At 61.2% G+C, this 19392-nt stretch carries 15 protein-coding genes; 9 read left to right on the forward strand and 6 right to left on the reverse strand.

The window, feature by feature from the left end; genetic code table 11:
* Positions 1-3 precede the first annotated feature (3 nt).
* From murD to lpxC, 9 genes are all read left to right on the forward strand, one after another.
* Positions 4-1350: a UDP-N-acetylmuramoyl-L-alanine--D-glutamate ligase gene (gene murD / locus KGB20_RS26265; RefSeq protein ID WP_154860497.1), complete on the forward strand. Its 1347-nt coding sequence runs from the start codon at positions 4-6 to the stop codon at positions 1348-1350.
* Positions 1347-2564, forward strand: a complete 1218-nt coding sequence (gene ftsW, locus KGB20_RS26270) for a putative lipid II flippase FtsW (protein WP_056726220.1) — start codon at positions 1347-1349, stop codon at positions 2562-2564. The genes murD and ftsW overlap by 4 nt, the downstream gene beginning before the upstream one ends.
* Positions 2554-3624 (forward strand): undecaprenyldiphospho-muramoylpentapeptide beta-N-acetylglucosaminyltransferase, encoded by a 1071-nt coding sequence (gene murG / locus KGB20_RS26275; RefSeq protein WP_046041926.1) that lies wholly within the window; start codon positions 2554-2556, stop codon positions 3622-3624. The genes ftsW and murG overlap by 11 nt, the downstream gene beginning before the upstream one ends.
* Complete coding sequence (gene murC, locus KGB20_RS26280; protein ID WP_007989894.1) at positions 3617-5077, forward strand: UDP-N-acetylmuramate--L-alanine ligase; 1461 nt, start codon at positions 3617-3619, stop codon at positions 5075-5077. Before murG ends, murC begins: the two co-directional genes overlap by 8 nt.
* Complete coding sequence (locus KGB20_RS26285) at positions 5074-6057, forward strand: D-alanine--D-alanine ligase (RefSeq protein ID WP_154860496.1); 984 nt, start codon at positions 5074-5076, stop codon at positions 6055-6057. The genes murC and KGB20_RS26285 overlap by 4 nt, the downstream gene beginning before the upstream one ends.
* A 4-nt stretch (positions 6058-6061) precedes the next feature.
* The gene (locus KGB20_RS26290) at positions 6062-6931 is read left to right on the forward strand and encodes a cell division protein FtsQ/DivIB (protein ID WP_154860495.1); all 870 of its coding nucleotides are present in this window, start codon (positions 6062-6064) and stop codon (positions 6929-6931) included.
* Positions 6932-6946: 15 nt separating this feature from the next.
* Positions 6947-8206: a cell division protein FtsA gene (ftsA, locus tag KGB20_RS26295; protein ID WP_007989901.1), complete on the forward strand. Its 1260-nt coding sequence runs from the start codon at positions 6947-6949 to the stop codon at positions 8204-8206.
* Between the two features lie 73 nt (positions 8207-8279).
* Positions 8280-9473: a cell division protein FtsZ gene (gene ftsZ / locus KGB20_RS26300; protein WP_008016708.1), complete on the forward strand. Its 1194-nt coding sequence runs from the start codon at positions 8280-8282 to the stop codon at positions 9471-9473.
* A 112-nt stretch (positions 9474-9585) separates the two neighbouring features.
* Positions 9586-10497: a UDP-3-O-acyl-N-acetylglucosamine deacetylase gene (lpxC, locus tag KGB20_RS26305; RefSeq protein ID WP_007916984.1), complete on the forward strand. Its 912-nt coding sequence runs from the start codon at positions 9586-9588 to the stop codon at positions 10495-10497.
* A gap of 172 nt (positions 10498-10669) precedes the next feature.
* Here the strand turns inward: lpxC and KGB20_RS26310 are convergent, their stop codons facing one another.
* From KGB20_RS26310 to KGB20_RS26335, 6 genes are all read right to left on the reverse strand, one after another.
* Positions 10670-12172 carry a sensor domain-containing diguanylate cyclase gene (locus tag KGB20_RS26310; RefSeq protein ID WP_159390338.1) on the reverse strand — a complete coding sequence of 501 codons (1503 nt, stop codon included), beginning with the start codon at positions 12170-12172 and terminating at the stop codon, positions 10670-10672.
* 247 nt (positions 12173-12419) lie between these two features.
* Positions 12420-12644, reverse strand: a complete 225-nt coding sequence (locus KGB20_RS26315) for a hypothetical protein (protein WP_057713368.1) — start codon at positions 12642-12644, stop codon at positions 12420-12422.
* A gap of 247 nt (positions 12645-12891) precedes the next feature.
* A complete protein-coding gene (locus KGB20_RS26320; RefSeq protein WP_150814289.1) occupies positions 12892-14256 on the reverse strand; it encodes a heavy metal sensor histidine kinase in 1365 nt (454 codons plus the stop codon).
* Positions 14246-14923: a heavy metal response regulator transcription factor gene (locus KGB20_RS26325; RefSeq protein WP_056726212.1), complete on the reverse strand. Its 678-nt coding sequence runs from the start codon at positions 14921-14923 to the stop codon at positions 14246-14248. Before KGB20_RS26325 ends, KGB20_RS26320 begins: the two co-directional genes overlap by 11 nt.
* 9 nt (positions 14924-14932) lie before the next feature.
* Positions 14933-18034, reverse strand: coding sequence for a multidrug efflux RND transporter permease subunit (locus KGB20_RS26330; protein ID WP_090457605.1), 3102 nt, complete (start codon positions 18032-18034; stop codon positions 14933-14935).
* The gene (locus KGB20_RS26335) at positions 18031-19191 is read right to left on the reverse strand and encodes an efflux RND transporter periplasmic adaptor subunit (RefSeq protein WP_057713371.1); all 1161 of its coding nucleotides are present in this window, start codon (positions 19189-19191) and stop codon (positions 18031-18033) included. Before KGB20_RS26335 ends, KGB20_RS26330 begins: the two co-directional genes overlap by 4 nt.
* Between the last annotated feature and the right edge of the window lie 201 nt (positions 19192-19392).

A 19392-nucleotide genomic window follows, 5' to 3' on the forward strand; every position in this document is an offset into this window, starting at 1 on the left:
CAAGTGTCTCTGATCGCTTCTGACCACTTCCGCATCGTTGTCGGCCTCGGCAAGAGCGGCATGTCCCTGGTTCGCTTCCTGGCGAACCGGGGCGTGGCGTTTGCCGTGGCCGATACGCGGGAAAATCCACCGGAACTGGCCGCGCTCAAGCGTGACTATCCGCACGTGGAAGTGCGTTGTGGCGAGTTGGATGTCGAGTTCCTGTGCCGTGCCGACGAGCTCTACGTGAGCCCCGGCCTGGCGCTGGCGACCCCGGCCCTACAGGCCGCCGCCGCCCGTGGCGTGAAATTGTCCGGTGACATCGAGCTGTTCGCGCTTAACGCGAAGGCGCCGATCGTGGCCATCAGCGGCTCCAACGCGAAAAGCACCGTCACCACGCTGGTCGGCGAAATGGCGGCTGCGGCTGGCAAGCGAGTTGCCGTCGGCGGCAACCTCGGCACCCCGGCGCTGGACCTGCTCAGCGACGATATCGAGTTGTACGTGATGGAGCTGTCGAGTTTCCAGCTGGAAACCACCGACCAACTCAACGCCGAAGTCGCGACCGTGCTCAACATCAGCGAAGACCACATGGACCGTTACAGCGGTCTGCCGGCCTACCACCTGGCCAAGCACCGGATCTTCCGTGGCGCCAGGCAGTTTGTGGTCAATCGTCAGGACGCTTTGAGTCGTCCGCTGATGGGCGAAGGGCAGCCATGCTGGACCTTCGGCCTGAGCAAACCCGATTTCAAGGCTTTCGGTATTCGTGAAGAAGACGGCGAGAAATACCTGGGCTTCGAATTCCAGAACCTGATGCCAGTGCGCGAACTGAAGATTCGCGGCGCCCACAACCAGTCCAACGCCCTGGCAGCCTTGGCCCTGGGCCATGCTGTCGGCCTGCCGTTCGATGCCATGCTGTCGAGCCTGCGCACCTTCGCCGGTCTCGAGCATCGCTGCCAATGGGTCCGCGACCTCGACGGCGTGGGTTACTACAACGATTCCAAGGCCACCAACGTCGGTGCCGCACTGGCGGCCATCGAAGGCCTCGGCGCGGACATCGACGGCAAGATCGTGCTGATCGCCGGTGGCGACGGCAAGGGTGCCGAGTTCAAGGACCTGCGCGATCCGGTGGCGGCCAACTGCCGCGCCGTGGTCCTGATGGGGCGTGACTCCGACAAGATCGGTGAAGCCATCGGCGATGCCGTACCGCTGATCCGCGCCGGCTCCCTGGTCGAAGCCGTCGAGCAATGCCGCGCTGCAGCCCAACCGGGCGACGTGGTGCTGCTGTCGCCTGCCTGCGCCAGTTTCGACATGTTCAAGAACTACGAAGACCGTGGTCACCAGTTCGTCCAAGCCGTGGAGGATCTGGCATGAGCCTCAAAGGCATCATCAAGCCGTATCCATCGCCGCTCATCACCGGGCGCGGTATCGACCTCGACTTCCCGATGCTCGCCGGCTGCCTGACGCTGCTCGGCCTGGGGCTGATCATGATCGCCTCGGCATCGACCGAAGTGGCGGCCGTGCAGTCGGGCAGCGCCCTGTATTACATGATTCGCCACCTTATTTACGTGGTGCTGGGCCTGGGTGCCTGCATCGTCACCATGATGATCCCGATTGCCACCTGGCAACGCCTGGGCTGGCTGATGCTGCTGGGGGCGTTCGGCCTGCTGGTGATGGTGATCATCCCGGGGATCGGCCGTGAGGTTAACGGCTCGATGCGCTGGATCGGATTCAGTTTCTTCAACGTCCAGCCTTCCGAGATCGCCAAGGTGTTCGTGGTGATCTACCTCGCCGGTTATCTGGTGCGTCGCCAGAAAGAAGTGCGTGAAAGCTGGATGGGCTTCTTCAAACCGTTCATCGTGCTGCTGCCGATGGCGGGCCTGCTGCTGATGGAGCCTGACTTCGGTGCCACCGTCGTGATGATGGGGGCGGCGGCGGCGATGCTGTTCCTTGGTGGCGTCGGGTTGTTCCGCTTTTCCCTGATGGTGGTCCTGGCCGTCGGCGCAGTGGTGCTGTTGATTCAAATGCAGCCGTATCGAATGGCGCGTCTGACCAACTTTGCCGACCCGTGGGCCGACCAGTTCGGCGCTGGCTATCAGTTGTCCCAGGCATTGATCGCCTTCGGTCGCGGCGAATGGCTGGGCGTGGGTCTGGGCAACAGCGTGCAGAAACAGTTCTACCTGCCGGAAGCCCACACTGACTTCGTGTTCTCGGTCCTGGCCGAAGAGCTGGGTGCGGTGGGTTCGTTGTGCACCGTGGCACTGTTTGTCTTCGTGTGTATTCGTGGCATGTACATCGGTTTGTGGGCTGAAAAGGCCAAGCAGTTTTTCGCAGCCTATGTGGCATACGGACTGTCGTTCCTGTGGATCGGCCAGTTCCTGATCAACATCGGCGTGAATGTCGGCCTGCTGCCGACCAAGGGGCTGACCCTGCCGTTCCTCAGTTATGGCGGTAGTTCGTTGGTGATTTGCTGCGCCTGTCTCGGCTTGTTGCTGCGCATCGAATGGGAAAGTCGAACCCACCTGGGCAGCGAAGAGATGGAGTTCCATGAGAGCGACTTCGCCGAGGAGCCGAACCATGGGCGCTAACGTCATGATCATGGCTGGCGGTACCGGTGGCCACGTGTTCCCGGCGCTGGCCTGTGCCCGCGAATTCCAGGCGCGCGGCTACACCGTGCACTGGCTCGGCACCCCGCGTGGGATCGAGAACGATCTGGTGCCGGCGGCCGGTATCGAACTGCATCGGATCAATGCCAGCGGTTTGCGCGGCAAGGGCAAATTGTCCCTGCTAAAGGCACCGTTCATGTTGTTCAAGTCGGTCTGGCAGGCGCGGGCGATCATTCGCCGTCTGCAGCCGGTCTGCGTCGTTGGCTTTGGTGGGTTTGTGACCGGTCCTGGCGGCGTCGCGGCCAAACTGGCCGGTGTGCCGGTGATCGTTCACGAACAGAACGCCGTGGCCGGTACCGCCAATCGGTTGCTGGTGCCGTTGGCCGCCCGAGTCTGTGAAGCGTTCCCCGACACCTTTACCCTGTCGGACAGCCGCCGGACCACCGGTAATCCGGTGCGCACCGAGCTGTTCCTCGAGACATCGCGACCTGCCCTGGCCGGTCGCAAGGCGCGTTTGCTGATCCTGGGCGGAAGTCTGGGCGCAGAACCGTTGAACAAGTTGCTGCCTGAAGCCCTGTCGCAAGTCGCTGCCGATTTGCGTCCGGAAGTGTTCCATCAGGCCGGCAAAAACCACGATGAAGTGACTGCAGAGCGTTATCGCGCGGCTGGCGTCGAGGCGCAGGTGCAGCCCTTCATCAAAGACATGGCCCAAGCCTACAGCTGGGCCGACCTGGTGGTATGTCGCGCAGGCGCGCTGACCATCAGTGAACTGGCCGCCGCCGGTCTGCCCTCGATGCTGGTGCCTTTGCCTCATGCCATCGACGATCACCAGACCCGCAACGCCGAATATTTGGCCCGTGAAGGCGCAGCCTTCCTGATGCCACAAAGAACGACTGGCGCAGCGGATCTTGCCGCTCGCCTGACAGAGGTCCTGATGCAACCACAACGACTCAACGAAATGGCTACCGCGGCACGCCGCCTGGCCAAACCCGATGCCACCCGTAACGTGGTCGATAGCTGCCTGGAGGTGGCCCATGGTTGAGAGTCAGAAAGCCATGCCGCAACCGGAAATGCGCCGCATCCGTCGCATCCACTTCGTCGGTATCGGCGGTGTGGGCATGTGCGGGATTGCCGAAGTGCTGCTGAACCTGGGTTATGCCGTGTCCGGTTCCGACCTGAAGGCTTCGCCGGTGACTGAACGCCTGGAGTCCTTCGGCGCGCAGATCTTCATCGGCCATCGCGCCGAGAACGCCGCGGCCGCCGACGTGCTGGTGGTGTCGAGCGCCGTGAACACGTCCAACCCGGAAGTCGCTACCGCGCTGGAACGCCGTATCCCGGTGGTGCCGCGTGCAGAGATGCTGGCTGAGCTGATGCGTTATCGCCACGGTATCGCCGTTGCCGGTACCCACGGCAAAACCACGACCACCAGCCTGATCGCTTCGGTGTTCGCCGCCGGTGGCCTGGACCCGACATTCGTGATCGGTGGCCGCCTTAATGCCGCGGGCACCAATGCCCAGCTTGGCACCAGCCGCTACCTGATCGCCGAAGCCGACGAAAGCGACGCCAGCTTCCTGCACTTGCAGCCGCTGGTGGCTGTGGTCACCAACATCGACGCCGATCATATGGCGACCTACGACGGTGACTTCAACAAACTGAAGAAAACCTTCGTCGAGTTCCTGCACAACCTGCCGTTTTATGGCCTGGCCGTGGTGTGCCTGGACGATCCGGTGGTGCGTGAAATCCTCCCGCAGGTCAAGCGCCCGACCGTTACCTATGGCTTTGGCGAAGATTGCGACGTGCGCGCCATCAATGTGCGCCAGCAAGGCATGCAGACCTTCTTCACCGTACTGCGTCCCGACCGCGAGCCACTGGATGTTTCGGTGAACATGCCGGGCAACCACAACGTATTGAATGCCCTTGCGACCATCTGCATCGCCACCGACGAAGGCGTCAGCGATGAAGCCATCGTCCAGGGCCTGTCCGGGTTCCAGGGGGTCGGCCGACGCTTCCAGGTCTACGGCGAACTGCCGGTGGACGGCGGCAATGTGATGCTGGTCGATGACTACGGTCACCACCCGACGGAAGTCGCGGCCGTGATCAAGGCCGTACGCGGTGGCTGGCCGGAGCGCCGCCTGGTGATGGTCTACCAGCCGCACCGTTACAGCCGCACCCGTGACCTGTACGACGATTTCGTCAATGTGCTGGCCGACGCCAACGTACTGCTGCTGATGGAAGTCTATCCGGCCGGCGAAGAGCCGATTCCGGGCGCCGACAGCCGCAAGCTGTGCAACAGCATCCGTCAGCGTGGCCAGCTCGACCCGATCTACATCGAGCGTGGCGTCGACCTCGCGCCAGTGGTCAAGCCGCTGCTGCGCGCCGGCGACATCCTGCTGTGCCAGGGCGCCGGCGATATCGGCGGTCTCGCACCAAAACTGTTGAAAAGTGAGTTGTTCGCCGGTGCCGTTGCCGCGCCGGAGAAGGGGAAGTTGAAATGACTGTTGCCTACGCCAACCTGGTCTCCACGATCGCGCCGAAAGACTTCGGCCGCGTCGCCGTGCTGTTCGGCGGCAAGAGCGCCGAGCGTGAGGTCTCCCTGAAGTCGGGTAACGCTGTTCTGGACGCGCTGCAAAGCGCCGGTGTGGACGCGTTCGGCCTCGACGTGGGCGATGACCTGCTGCAGCGTCTGCTCAACGAAAAAATCGACCGCGCCTTCATCATCCTCCACGGCCGTGGCGGTGAAGACGGCAGCATGCAGGGCCTGCTCGAATGCCTGGGCATTCCGTACACCGGCAGCGGCATCCTGGCTTCCGCCCTGGCCATGGACAAACTGCGCACCAAGCAGGTCTGGCACAGCCTGGGCATTCCAACCCCACGTCACGCGGTACTGAGCAGCGAGGCCGATTGTATTTCGGCAGCGACGGAACTGGGCTTCCCTTTGATCGTCAAACCGGCCCATGAAGGTTCAAGTATCGGTATGGCCAAAGTGAGTTCCGCGTCCGAATTGATCGACGCATGGAAAGCGGCCAGTACCTACGATTCGCAAGTGTTGGTCGAGCAATGGATTCACGGTCCGGAGTTCACCATCGCCACCCTGCGTGACCAGGTGTTGCCGCCGATTGCCCTGGGCACCACGCACAGCTTCTACGACTACGACGCCAAGTACATCGCCAACGATACCCAGTACCGCATTCCGTGCGGTCTGGACAGCGCCAAGGAAAAGGAACTCATGGACCTCACGGCGAAAGCCTGTGAAGCGCTGGGTATCGCCGGTTGGGGCAGGGCAGACGTGATGCAGGACGCCGACGGGCAGTTCTGGTTCCTGGAGGTCAACACCGCACCGGGCATGACCGATCACAGCCTGGTGCCGATGGCGGCCCGTGCCGCCGGTCTGGATTTCCAGCAACTGGTCCTGGCCATTCTGGCCGAGAGCGTTGCCGGCAAGACTGCCGGTAACCAAGAGTCGACGAGAGGTTAAGGCCATGCAAGGCGCTCAGCTCAGACATCAGCCCACCGCACCGATCGGCCGCAAGCCGGTACCGCGGGGTGCCAGCCGAATGGTGGCCAAAGAGCCGATGTCCGCGCGCCTGCCGAAAGCCAACTTCGGTTTTCTCAAAGCGTTGTTCTGGCCGGTACTGCTGGTGGCTTTGGGGTTCGGTACTTACGAAGGCGCGACACGGTTGTTGCCGTATGCCGACAGGCCGATCACCAAGATCAACGTGCAGGGCGACCTGAGTTACATCAGCCAGCAAGCGGTGCAGCAGCGGATCGCCCCCTACGTGGCGTCGAGCTTCTTCACCATCGACCTGGCGAGCATGCGCACCGAGCTGGAACAGATGCCATGGATTGCCCACGCCGAAGTGCGCAGGGTGTGGCCGGATCAAGTGGTGATCCGCCTGGAAGAACAACTGCCCGTGGCCCGTTGGGGCGACGAGTCGCTGTTGAACAACCAGGGCCAGGCCTTCACCCCGCGCGAGCTGGCGAACTATGAACACCTGCCACAGCTGTTCGGCCCACAGCGGGCTCAGCAGCAAGTGATGCAGCAATACCAGGTACTGAGCCAGATGCTCAGGCCGCTGGGCTTCTCGATTGCACGCCTCGAACTGCGTGATCGCGGCAGCTGGTTCCTGACCACCGGCCCCGGCAGTGCGGGTCCCGGGATAGAACTGCTGCTGGGACGCGGCAACCAGGTGGAAAAGATGCGCCGTTTCATCGCCATCTATGACAAGACGCTCAAAGAACAGATTACGAACATTGCGCGCATCGATCTGCGCTACGCCAACGGCCTCGCTGTTGGCTGGCGGGAACCTGTAGCGCCCACGGCAGCCCAACCCGCTGTCGCGAAGAATTAAGAAGAGGCAGGACCCATGGCAAACGTGCAAAGCGGCAAAATGATCGTCGGTCTCGATATCGGCACCTCCAAGGTGGTGGCGCTGGTGGGCGAGGTCGCGGACGACGGCACGCTGGAAATCGTCGGGATCGGCACCCATCCGTCCCGTGGCCTGAAAAAAGGCGTGGTGGTGAACATCGAGTCCACCGTGCAATCGATCCAGCGCGCCATCGAAGAAGCGCAGCTGATGGCTGGTTGCCGCATTCACTCGGCGTTCGTCGGCGTGGCCGGTAATCACATCCGCAGCCTGAACTCCCACGGCATCGTGGCGATTCGTGATCGCGAAGTCAGCTCGGCGGACCTTGAGCGTGTGCTCGACGCGGCCCAGGCCGTGGCGATCCCGGCTGACCAGCGCGTGCTGCACACCCTGCCGCAGGATTACGTAATCGATAACCAGGAAGGCGTCCGCGAACCGCTGGGCATGTCCGGCGTACGTCTGGAAGCCAAGGTCCACGTGGTCACCTGCGCCGTCAACGCCGCACAGAACATTGAAAAATGCGTGCGCCGCTGCGGTCTGGAAATCGACGACATCATTCTCGAGCAACTGGCTTCCGCGTACTCGGTACTGACCGATGACGAGAAAGAGCTGGGCGTGTGCCTGGTGGACATCGGTGGCGGTACTACCGACATCGCGATCTTCACCGAAGGTGCGATCCGTCACACCGCGGTGATCCCGATTGCCGGTGACCAGGTGACCAACGACATCGCCATGGCGTTGCGCACTCCGACCCAGTACGCCGAAGAAATCAAGATCCGCTACGCCTGTGCCCTGGCCAAACTGGCCGGTGCCGGTGAAACCATCAAGGTGCCAAGCGTTGGCGATCGTCCGCCGCGCGAACTGTCCCGCCAGGCCTTGGCCGAAGTGGTCGAGCCGCGCTACGACGAGCTGTTCACGCTGATCCAGGCCGAACTGCGTCGCAGTGGTTACGAAGACCTGATCCCGGCCGGCATCGTGCTGACCGGCGGTACGTCGAAGATGGAAGGCGCTACCGAATTGGCCGAGGAAATCTTCCACATGCCGGTGCGCCTGGGCGTGCCTCACGGCGTGAAAGGTCTGGATGACGTGGTACGCAACCCGATCTATTCCACCGGCGTCGGCCTGTTGATGTACGGCCTGCAGAAGCAGTCCGACGGCATCTCGTTCTCGGGCATCGGCAGTCGCGACAGCTACAGCAACGAAGAGCCACAGGCTCCGCTGCTGGACCGCCTGAAGAAGTGGGTCCAGGGCAATTTCTGAAGATTTACCGCAATACCGTTACACCGAAGCACGCAGTAGGCGAAAAAACTAGAGAATGTAAAGGAGAGGGAAAATGTTCGAACTCGTAGACAACATCCCCGCAAGCCCGGTAATCAAAGTTATCGGTGTCGGCGGTGGCGGCGGCAACGCTGTCAACCATATGGTCAAGAGCAACATCGAAGGCGTCGAATTCATCTGCGCCAACACCGATGCTCAAGCGCTGAAAAACATCGGCGCGCGGACCATCCTGCAACTGGGCACCGGCGTGACCAAGGGCCTGGGCGCTGGCGCCAACCCTGAAGTCGGCCGTCAAGCCGCTCTGGAAGACCGTGAGCGCATTGCCGAAGTGCTGGCCGGCACCAACATGGTGTTCATCACCACCGGCATGGGCGGCGGTACCGGTACCGGTGCTGCGCCGATCATCGCCGAAGTGGCCAAGGAAATGGGCATCCTGACCGTTGCGGTCGTGACCCGTCCGTTCCCGTTCGAAGGCCGCAAGCGTATGCAGATCGCCGACGAAGGCATCCGCATGCTCTCCGAAAGCGTCGACTCGTTGATCACCATTCCCAACGAGAAGCTGCTGACCATCCTCGGTAAAGACGCCAGCCTGCTGTCGGCTTTCGCCAAGGCAGACGATGTACTGGCCGGTGCCGTCCGCGGTATCTCCGACATCATCAAGCGTCCGGGCATGATCAACGTCGACTTCGCCGACGTGCGTACCGTGATGAGTGAAATGGGCATGGCGATGATGGGCACTGGCTGCGCCAGCGGTCCGAACCGTGCACGTGAAGCGACCGAAGCGGCCATCCGCAACCCGCTGCTGGAAGACGTGAACCTGCAAGGCGCTCGCGGCATCCTGGTGAACATTACCGCCGGTCCGGATCTGTCCCTGGGTGAATACTCCGACGTGGGTAGCATCATCGAGGCATTCGCCTCCGAGCACGCGATGGTCAAGGTCGGTACCGTTATCGATCCGGACATGCGCGACGAGCTGCACGTGACTGTCGTTGCCACAGGTTTGGGCGCTAAAATCGAGAAGCCTGTGAAGGTCATCGACAACACCGTTCACACTTCGATGGCTGCACAGCCACAACAACAGGCCCCTGTTCGTCAGGAAGCTCCAGCGGTGAACTACCGTGACCTGGACCGTCCGACCGTCATGCGCAACCAGGCTCAGGCCGGTGCTGCGACTGCCGCGAAGATGAATCCGCAAGATGATCTGGACTACCTGGACATCCCGGCTTTCCTGCGTCGTCAGGCCGATTGATGGAATGTATCAGGGCTATGAAGGTGATTGGTGTTCAGCAAAGGCGTGGTCTGCTATCATCGCCAGCCTTTGTTGATACCAGTTCGCAATTTGCGCTGAAGCGGCCCAAGCCATGATTAAACAACGCACACTGAAAAATATTATCCGTGCCACAGGTGTAGGCCTGCACTCCGGGGAGAAGGTCTACCTGACCCTCAAGCCTGCGCCTGTCGACACTGGCATTGTGTTTTGTCGCGCTGACCTCGACCCTGTGGTGCAAATTCCTGCCCGCGCGGAAAACGTCGGTGAAACCACTATGTCGACCACGCTTATAAATGGCGACGTCAAAGTGGACACGGTAGAGCACTTGCTCTCGGCCATGGCTGGCCTGGGCATCGATAACGCCTACGTCGAGCTCTCCGCGTCCGAAGTCCCGATCATGGATGGCAGCGCTGGACCCTTCGTATTCCTGATTCAATCGGCAGGCCTGGAAGAACAGGACGCCGCCAAGAAATTCATCCGCATCCTGCGTGAAGTGACAGTGGAAGACGGCGACAAGCGCGCCACTTTCGTCCCTTTCGAAGGGTTCAAGGTGAGCTTCGAGATCGATTTCGATCACCCGGTTTTCCGGGACCGCACCCAAAGTGCAAGCGTGGATTTTTCCAGCACTTCGTTCGTAAAAGAAGTCAGCCGCGCCCGTACTTTCGGTTTCATGAGTGACATCGAGTACCTGCGCAAGCACAACCTCGCACTCGGCGGCAGCGTTGAAAACGCTATTGTGGTCGACGCCGATGGCGTACTGAACGAAGACGGCCTTCGCTATGAAGACGAATTCGTGAAGCACAAGATTCTCGATGCAATTGGTGACCTCTACCTGCTGGGCAATAGCCTGATTGGTGAGTTCAAGGGCTTCAAGTCCGGCCACGCACTGAACAACCAGCTGCTGCGCAAGTTGATTGAGCAGACAGATGCCTGGGAAGTCGTGACGTTCGAAGACGCCAGCACTGCACCGATCTCTTACATGCGCCCGGTTGCGGCCGTGTAAGCAAAAAACCTCTCTAGTTTTTAAAGGCTACCTTCGGGTGGCCTTTTTTTATGTCCGAAGTTTGTAGTGCCTGGGCTGGCCTCATCGCGAGCAAGCTCGCTCCCACAGTTGATTGCATTCCCCTGTGGGAGCGAGCTTGCTCGCGATGGCGTCCTCCCATCCAATGAAAATCCTATTCGACACAAACCACCCGGTTACGCCCCCCTTCCTTGGCCTGATACAGCGCCTTGTCGGCACTGAACAGCAATTGCTCCAGGTTGATATCGCTGGCCGCCGTCCAGGTGGCAATACCGATACTCACACTCATCGGCGGTCCACCGACGTCCACCAGTGGCAGTTTCTGCACCGCCTCGCGGATGTGCTCGGCGATCTGCTTCGCGCCTTCACTGTCAGTTTCGGCCAGGATCACCGAAAACTCCTCGCCGCCATAGCGAGCCACCAGATCCGTCGGGCGATGGACATTGGCGCGCAGGACCCCGGCCAACGCCCGCAAGGCTTCGTCGCCGGCCTGATGCCCGTGCCGGTCATTGAAGGCCTTGAAGTGATCGGCATCGATCATCAGCAACGACAACGGCCTGCCACTGCGCTGCGCACGAAACCATTCATGGCGCAGGGTCTGATCAAGGGATCGACGGTTGGCCACGCCGGTCAAGGCATCGGTGGCCGCCAGTTGCGCCAATTCCTGCTCGGCACTTTGGCGCCGTCGCAGCTCGCGGCAGAGCAGCCAGGTCAGCCACAACAGGCCGATGCACAAGACCCCTGTTGCACCGCTGATCACATAGGCCGTGCGGTTCCAGGTGGCGAACACTTCGTCGATGGAAAGGGCCACGATGACGGTCAGCGGCAGATTGCCGACCCGGGTAAAGGTGTACAGGCGCCGTTGATGATCGACACTCGACACGCTTTCAAAGGTACCACTGCGCTCGCGCAGCATGCGTGCGACGTTGGGACGGCTGGAGAAGCTTTTGCCGATGGCGTTTTGCTCCCGGTACGGTTTCTGCGCCAGGAGGATCCCGTCATCGTTAATGATGCCCAGCGTACTGCCGTTGCCGATGTCGAGGCTGTTGAACAGTTGGTCGAAGTAGCTCATGCGCATCGACGCCACCGCGACCCCCACAAACTCACCCGTGGGCGAAGAAATGCGCCGGCTGAAACTGATGCGCCATTCGTCGCTGTCATCGCAGTCGCAGCGTGGCTTGAACGGTCGGCTGATAAACATGCCGGTGTCGTGATTGAAGGCATGGGCCAGGAAATAATCGCGGTCAGCGAAGTTGCCCGGTTTCGGTTCGATCAATGATGAGTCGACCAGCACGTCGCCGTGCTTGTCCAGCAGCAGGATGTCGCCCTTGTAGCGCGCAGTGGTGGAGCGGTCGAACAGCACCAGATGACGGATCTGCGGTGCAACCTGTTTAAGGTCGTCCCGTTGGGCGGCGGCGATCAGGCCCTGCAAGGTCAAGTCATAGAGCTCGACCGTACGCAGGACATCGGTATCGATCAGTTGCGCAATGGTGGTCGCGCTGCGTGTGGCGGTCTGCTGGGCGTAGGCGTGTTCGCGGATCAGCAGGAAAGTGACGATGCACAGGATCGAGATGACGGTCAGGGTACTGCCGAAGATCACCATGATCTCGGGTCGCCCGGTCGGGCCTTGAAAATGTGCAGTGCGGCTTGCGGTCATAGGGCTGACGTTCGCTAAAGGGACGCTCTAAGCGTAGTTGCATAAACGTAGCAGCCGAGTGAATCGTTCCCGTTGCTCGAACGATTGATCTTGGGTGTGGGCGTCAGTGACTTTCGTTGCGAAAATTGCAATGAAGGCCGAGTCGCCACTATAAAAAAAGCCGCTGACAGCAGCGGCTTTGAAGACAACTTCTCAAAGGGAAGAGCCGATGAAAAGTGTCGAGGGAAACGGGAGTGATCGGTGCGGATCAGCTGTCTTTCTCGGCCAGTGGCTGGGCCTGGATGCTGGATGCCTGCGGGGCTTGGGAGTCTTGAGCAGCCTTGGCCGTCATCTCGATCTGATGCTCTTCGAACGTTGCAGCGCGTGCGGCGTTATGCGCGACGAAAGTCTGCGATTCTTCCGCCATCGCCAATGGCGACAGGAACAAAGAGGACAAAACGAAAGCGCTGGCAATACCCATACTGTTGGACATTTTTAAAACCTTCTTGCTTGGCAAGTGCTGTTTGGTGCGGGCAAAGATAAGGATATGAGGCGAGGGGAAAAAGAGCGGATTCATGAAAGGACTGTTGCGCTTATGGCAATAGTTGATTGGCCGCTTATATGTGTTCAACCCAATCCAATGTGGGAGCGAGCTTGCTCGCGATAGCATCACCTCGGTTCAGAAGTTGCACCGAGTCGCCTGCATCGCGAGCAAGCTCGCTCCCACAAAGGAGAGGGTTTCAGACGGGAAGATGAATCCCGAAAGTATTCATCCCATGATCACTGCGCACGAACACATCGCCGCCATGCATCAACGCAATTGCCTTGACGATGGCCAGCCCCAGACCGTGATTGTGGCCGCTGTTGCTACGCGACGCATCGACCCGGTAGAAGCGTTCGAACAGGCGCGGCAGATGTTCGTTGGCAATCGGCGAACCCGGGTTGGCGACGCCGATGCTGACTTGATGCTCCTGGGTTTCGATCCGCACTTGAATCACCTGTCCGGGCGCGGTGTGCTGCACCGCATTATTCAGCAAGTTGATCAATGCCCGGCGCAGATGGGCGATCTCGATGCGCACCTGCGCGTCACCACTGACCTCAACCTGGACCTGAGCGTCTTCGAGAATGAAATCCAGATATTCCAGGGTCGTGGCCACCTCGTCGGCCAGCGAGGTTGAGGTGAGCTTGGTCGCCTTGCTGCCCTGATCGGCGCTGGCGAGAAACAGCATGTCGTTGATGATCGAGCGCAGTCGCTCAAGCTCTTCGAGGTTCGATTGCAGCACTTCGAAGTAATGCTCGGCGGAGCGCCCGCGGGTCAATGCGACCTGGGTCTGGCCGATCAGATTGGTCAGTGGCGAGCGCAGTTCGTGGGCGACATCGGCGTTGAATGACTCAAGGCGCGAGTAGGCTTGCTCGACCCGTTCCAGGGTCGAATTGAACGAGCTGGCGAATTGATCGAGTTCCGGCGGCAACGGTGACAATCGCAAGCGCCCCGAGCGCAACGGCGGGGCCAGGCGCTGGGCTTCCTGGGACAGTTTGATCAGCGGCTTGAGCCCGATCCGCGCCACCCAATAACCCAGTGCCGAGGCCAGCAGCACACCGACAATCGCCAGGCTGATCAGCGCGACCAGCAGGTGATGCTGGGTATGGAAAAACGTTTCGGTGTCGATGGCGATCATGAAGCGCAACGCTGGGCGCTGGTCCTTGGCCGGGAACTCGCTGACCAGCACTTTCAGCGGATACGGGTGCTCCGGCAGATGCATGTCGCGCGTACCCAGCGGGCCTTGGGCAAAGGCACGGATCTGCGAGGTCAGGTTGCCGTATTCGTAGTGTGGATCGCCGCTGATGATCCAGAAACTGATGCGCTTGTCTTCTTCGCTCAGCAGGTTGAGCTTGTTGTTGATCTTCACCCAGTGCTCTGGCGTGCCGTAACGGCCGACCGTGGATTCGAGCACGCTGTAGCGCGCATCGAGTTCGGCTTCTGGCAGCAGGCCCAGGCCCTTGTCGACCTGCTGGTACAGCGCCCAGCCAATCAGCAGGAACACCAGCAGCGCCACCAGCGTGAACATTGCGCTCAGACGCAGGGCGATGGAATTACTGGACACCACGGCTCTCCAGCACATAACCCATGCCACGAATGGTGTGCAGCAGTTTCTCTTCGAACGGCCCGTCGAGCTTGGCCCGCAGGCGTTTGATCGCGACTTCGACGACGTTGGCGTCGCTGTCGAAATTGATGTCCCAGACCATCTCGGCAATGGCGGTTTTCGAGAGGATTTCACCCTGGCGCCGGGCCAGTACACTGAGCAGCGAGAACTCCTTGGCGGTCAGGTCCAGGCGTGTACCGGCGCGGGTGGCCTTGCGGCTGATCAAATCTATCCACAGGTCGGCGATGCTCACTTGCACCGGTTCATGACCGCCGCTGCGCCGGGTCAGCGCTTGCAGGCGTGCCACCAGTTCAAGGAAGGAAAACGGTTTGCCCAGATAGTCATCGGCGCCTTCACGCAAGCCCTTGATGCGGTCTTCCACACGCTCGCGGGCGGTGAGCATGATCACCGGGGTTTGCTTGCGCGCACGCAGGGCGCGCAACACACCGAAGCCGTCGAGGCCCGGTAGCATGACGTCGAGGACGATCACCGCGTAGTCGCTCTCTAGCGCAAGGTGCAGACCTTCCACACCATCGCGGGCCAGATCTACGGTGAAACCCTGTTCCGTCAGGCCGCGATGTAGATAGTCCGCGGTTTTTTCTTCGTCTTCGATAATCAGAACGCGCATGACCCCGCCTCAGTCTGTGGTCGCCAGCACCGGTTCTGGCGCAGGTTTAGGTCGATGGAATAGCCGCTCAAGCCACAAGTATATGACCGGTGTGGTGAACAGCGTCAGCGCCTGGCTCACCAGCAAACCGCCGACCACCGCGATCCCCAGGGGCTGGCGCAGCTCGGCACCGGTGCCATAGCCGAGCATCAACGGCAGAGCGCCGAGCAGGGCGGCGAGGGTGGTCATGATGATCGGCCGGAATCGTGTGATGCAGGCCTTGAAAATTGCGTCCTCGGGCGACATTCCGCCATTGCGCTGCGCTTCGAGGGCGAAGTCGATCATCAGGATGCCGTTCTTCTTGACGATACCGATCAGCAACACCAGCCCGATCAGCGCCATGATGGAAAAGTCCTGGCCGCAAATCCACAGCATGATCACCGCGCCGAGGCCCGCCGAAGGCAAGGTCGAAATGATCGTCAGCGGGTGCACGAAGCTCTCGTAGAGCACGCCGAGAATGATGTACACCGCCAACAGCGCCGCCAGGATCAGCCACGGCTGGCTGGCCAGCGAGCTCTGGAACGCCTGGGCCGCGCCCTGGAAATTACCGCTGATGGCGGTCGGCATGCCGATGTCGGCCTTGGCCTGGTTGAGCATGATCACCGCATCGCCCAGTGCCACGCCGGGGGCCAGGTTGAACGACAGGTTGGCGGCGGGGAACATCCCGTCATGGGCGATGGACAGCGGGCCGACAGTCGGCGCATCGAACCTGGCCAGGGCCGACAGCGGCACCATTTCCCCGCTCAGGGGCGAGCGCAGGTAGAAGTAGTTGAGGCTTTCGGCCTTGCCGCGCTGCTTGGTATCCAGTTCCAGGATCACGTTGTACTGGTTGATCTGGGTCTGGAATTCATTGACCTGACGCTGGCCGAAAGCATCGTACAGGGCTTCGTCGACGTCACTGGCGGTGAGGCCGAAACGTGCAGCGGCGCTACGGTCGATGCTGATGTGGGTGATGCTGCCGCCCAGTTGCAGGTCGTTGGAAATATCGCGGAACGCCGGGTTGCTGCGCAGTTTTTCCGTCAAGCGTTGGGTCCAGGTGCTGAGGGTCGCACCGTCGTTGCTCTTGAGCACGTATTGGTACTGGGCGCGGCTCGGGCCGGAGCTGAGGTTGATGTCTTGCCCTGCACGCAGGTACAGGACGATACCCGGGACTTTCATCAGTTGCGGGCGAATCCGGTCAATGAACTGACTGGCCGAGACATCGCGGTCGCTGCGTTTTTTCAGGGTGATCCAGAAGCGGCCGTTGGCGATGGTCTGGTTGCTGCCGGAAACCCCGACCGAGTGCGAGAACGTTTCCACCGCAGGGTCGGCGGCGACGATTTCCGCCATTGCCAGGTGTTTTTTCACCATGTCGCCGTAGGAAATGTCGGCAGCGGCTTCGGTGGTGCCGAGGACGAAACCGGTGTCCTGGATCGGGAAGAAACCTTTCGGGATCAGAATGTACCCGGCAACGGCCAGGCCCAGTGACAGGCAGAACACGCCGATCATCAAGCGCTGATGGGCGAGGGCGTGGCGCAGGCCTTTTTCGTACCATGCCAGCAGACGCTCGCCAAAGCCCGGTTTGTCGTGGGCATGATGCACGGGCGCGCGCATGAACAGCGCAGCGAGGGTCGGTGCCAACGTCAGCGAAACCACCACCGAAATCATGATGGTGGAGGTGGCGGTCAGGGCGAACTCCTTGAACAGCCGGCCGACCACACCGCCCATGAACAGCAGCGGAATGAACGCCGCCACCAGCGAGAAACTGATCGACACCACGGTAAAACCGATCTCGCCGGCGCCCTTGATCGCCGCCTCGCGCATGCCGTCGCCGGCCTCCAGATGCCGGTGAATGTTCTCCACCACCACGATCGCATCGTCCACCACAAAGCCCACGGCGACCACGATCGCCACCAGCGTGAGGTTGTTCAGGCTGAAGCCCATGACGTACATCAGCGCAAAGCTGGCGATCAGCGACACACCGAGCACAGCCGACACGATCAGCGTGGCCGACAGTTGGCGCAGGAACAGCGCCATCACCGCCACCACCAGCATCACAGCGATCATCAAGGTGATTTCCACCTCGTGCAGCGAGGCGCGGATAGTCTGGGTGCGGTCGATCAACACCTTGACCTGCACCGAGGCGGGCAACATCGCTTGCAGCGCCGGCAGCGCGGCCTGAATGCGATCCACGGTCTCGACGATGTTGGCGCCTGGCTGGCGGAAAATCACAAGGTTCACGCCCGGTTGCGAACCCGCCCAGGCCTGAACGTAGGCATCTTCCGAACCGTTGACGACTTTCGCGACATCCTTGAGGTGAACCGGTGCACCGTCCTTGTAGGAAACGATCAACTGGCTGTATTCGTCGGGGTGGAACAACTGGTCGTTGGTCGACAGGGTTGAAATGCTTGATTCGCCGTACAACGCCCCTTTGGCCAGGTTGAGGCTGGTCTGCTGGATCGCCAGGCGAATGTCCGCCAGGGTCAGGCCGATGGCGGCGAGTTTGTCGGCGGACACCTGGACACGGATCGCCGGACGCTGCTGACCGGTGATGACGACCTGGCCTACACCGTCGACCTGACTGAGCTGACGGGACAACAGGGTTTCCGTCAGGTCACTGAGCTCAGGGCCAGGCATCAGCGAGGAGTTGACGCTGAGGATCAGCACCGGGCTGTCGGCCGGGTTGACCTTGCGCCAGGTCGGCAGGTTCGGCATGTCCTTGGGCAGTTTGCCCGCGGCGGTGTTGATCGCCGCCTGCACTTCCTGGGCGGCGGTGTCGATGCTCTTGTCGAGGGTGAATTGCAGGGTCAGGTTGGTCGAGCCCAGTGCACTGCTCGAGGTCATCTGGGTTACCCCGGGAATGGCACTGAATTGCACTTCAAGGGGCGTGGCCACCGAGGAAGCCATGGTTTCCGGGCTGGCGCCGGGCAGTTGCGCGGCCACCTGGATGGTCGGGAATTCTGCCTCCGGCAACGGCGCTACCGGCAGGCGCGGAAACGCGATGACACCCAGCAGCACCAGGGCGAACGTCAGCAGGACCGTGGCCACCGGGTGGTCGATGCACCAGGCTGAAATCGAACCATGGCCCTTCATTGCGCCGCCTCCGATCGCACCACCTGAGGTGGCTCGGTCAGCACTTGCACAGTAGCGCCGGGCTTGAGCCGCGACTGGCCATCGCTGACCAGTACATCACCCGGCTTCACACCCTTGATGATGTCCTGGCCGCTGCCTTGATAGACCATCTGTACCTGCACGGCTTCGACCTTGTCCCCATTGACCCGGTACACGAAGTGCTGGTCGAGGCCGCGTTGTACGACTGTCGGCGGCACCACCAGCGCATCTTTATCCAGGGCTGTCTGAATCTTTACCGTCACCAGCAGGCCCGGCCAGAGTTTCTGTGCGTCGTTGTCGAATTCGGCTTTGGCGCGGATGGTGCCGGTGTTGGCGTTGATCTGGTTGTCGATCAGGGTCAGGTGACCTTCGCCGAGCAGGTTGCCGGTTTCGCCGTCGGTGTCGGCCCCGATGTAAGCCTTGACCCGGGCGTGCTGTGGGTCGTTGATCAGGCCTTGCAGGGTCGGCAGCATTTGCTGCGGCAGGGAGAATTCCACAGCGATCGGGTCGATCTGGGTCACGGTGAACAGGCCTTGGGTGTCGGTCATGCGCAGGAAGTTGCCTTCGTCGACGGTACGAATGCCGACACGACCGCTGACCGGGGAGCGAATTTGTGTGTAGGAAAGCTGTACCTCGGCGGAGTCAATCGAGGCCTGGTTACCTTGGGCGGTGGCCTTGAGCTGGTTGACCAGGGCTTGTTGCTGGTCGTAAGTCTGCTTGGACACGCCGTCGTCGACACTCAACAGCTTGTAGCGCTTGAGGTTGACCAGCGCCACTTGCAGTTGCGCCTGGCTTTCGCCCAGTTGTGCCCGGGCCTGGTCGAGGCTGGCGCGGATCGACCGGTCGTCGATGGTGGCCAGCAGGTCACCTTTTTTCACCAGTTGGCCTTCTTTGACCAGCAATCTGGTGAGGATGCCGTCGATTTGCGGGCGGACCACGACGCTGTGCAGGGACAGTACCGAACCGATGCCGCTGACGTAGCGCGGTACGTCTTTTTCGGCGACGGCGACCACGCGCACCGGGATGGCGGTGGGGGTGGCGAGTTTGGCCTTGGCCGGTTTGGTGGCGTACCACAGGCCCAGCGCTGCCAGGACGATCAGAAGGGCGACGAGCAGGGCGGATTTTTTCTGGATTCGCATGCGAGTGGGGCGCCGGGGCTGGGTGGTCGGTAGGTGGGTAAGGTAGTTTCCTTTATAAACCTGTTTGCTGGTCAGGAGGGTGACGGCTAACTGACGGCGCTGTCAGTTTGGGGGGACTTGGCGGCCTTTGGGCCGACCATGTTCTTGGTTGACCGTGTACATATCCGTTTCTTCGGTAACGGCCACTTATGGTTTCGCCCT

The sequence above is a fragment of the Pseudomonas sp. BF-R-30 genome (genome assembly GCF_019956175.1).
Classification (GTDB): Bacteria; Pseudomonadota; Gammaproteobacteria; order Pseudomonadales; family Pseudomonadaceae; genus Aquipseudomonas; species Aquipseudomonas jessenii.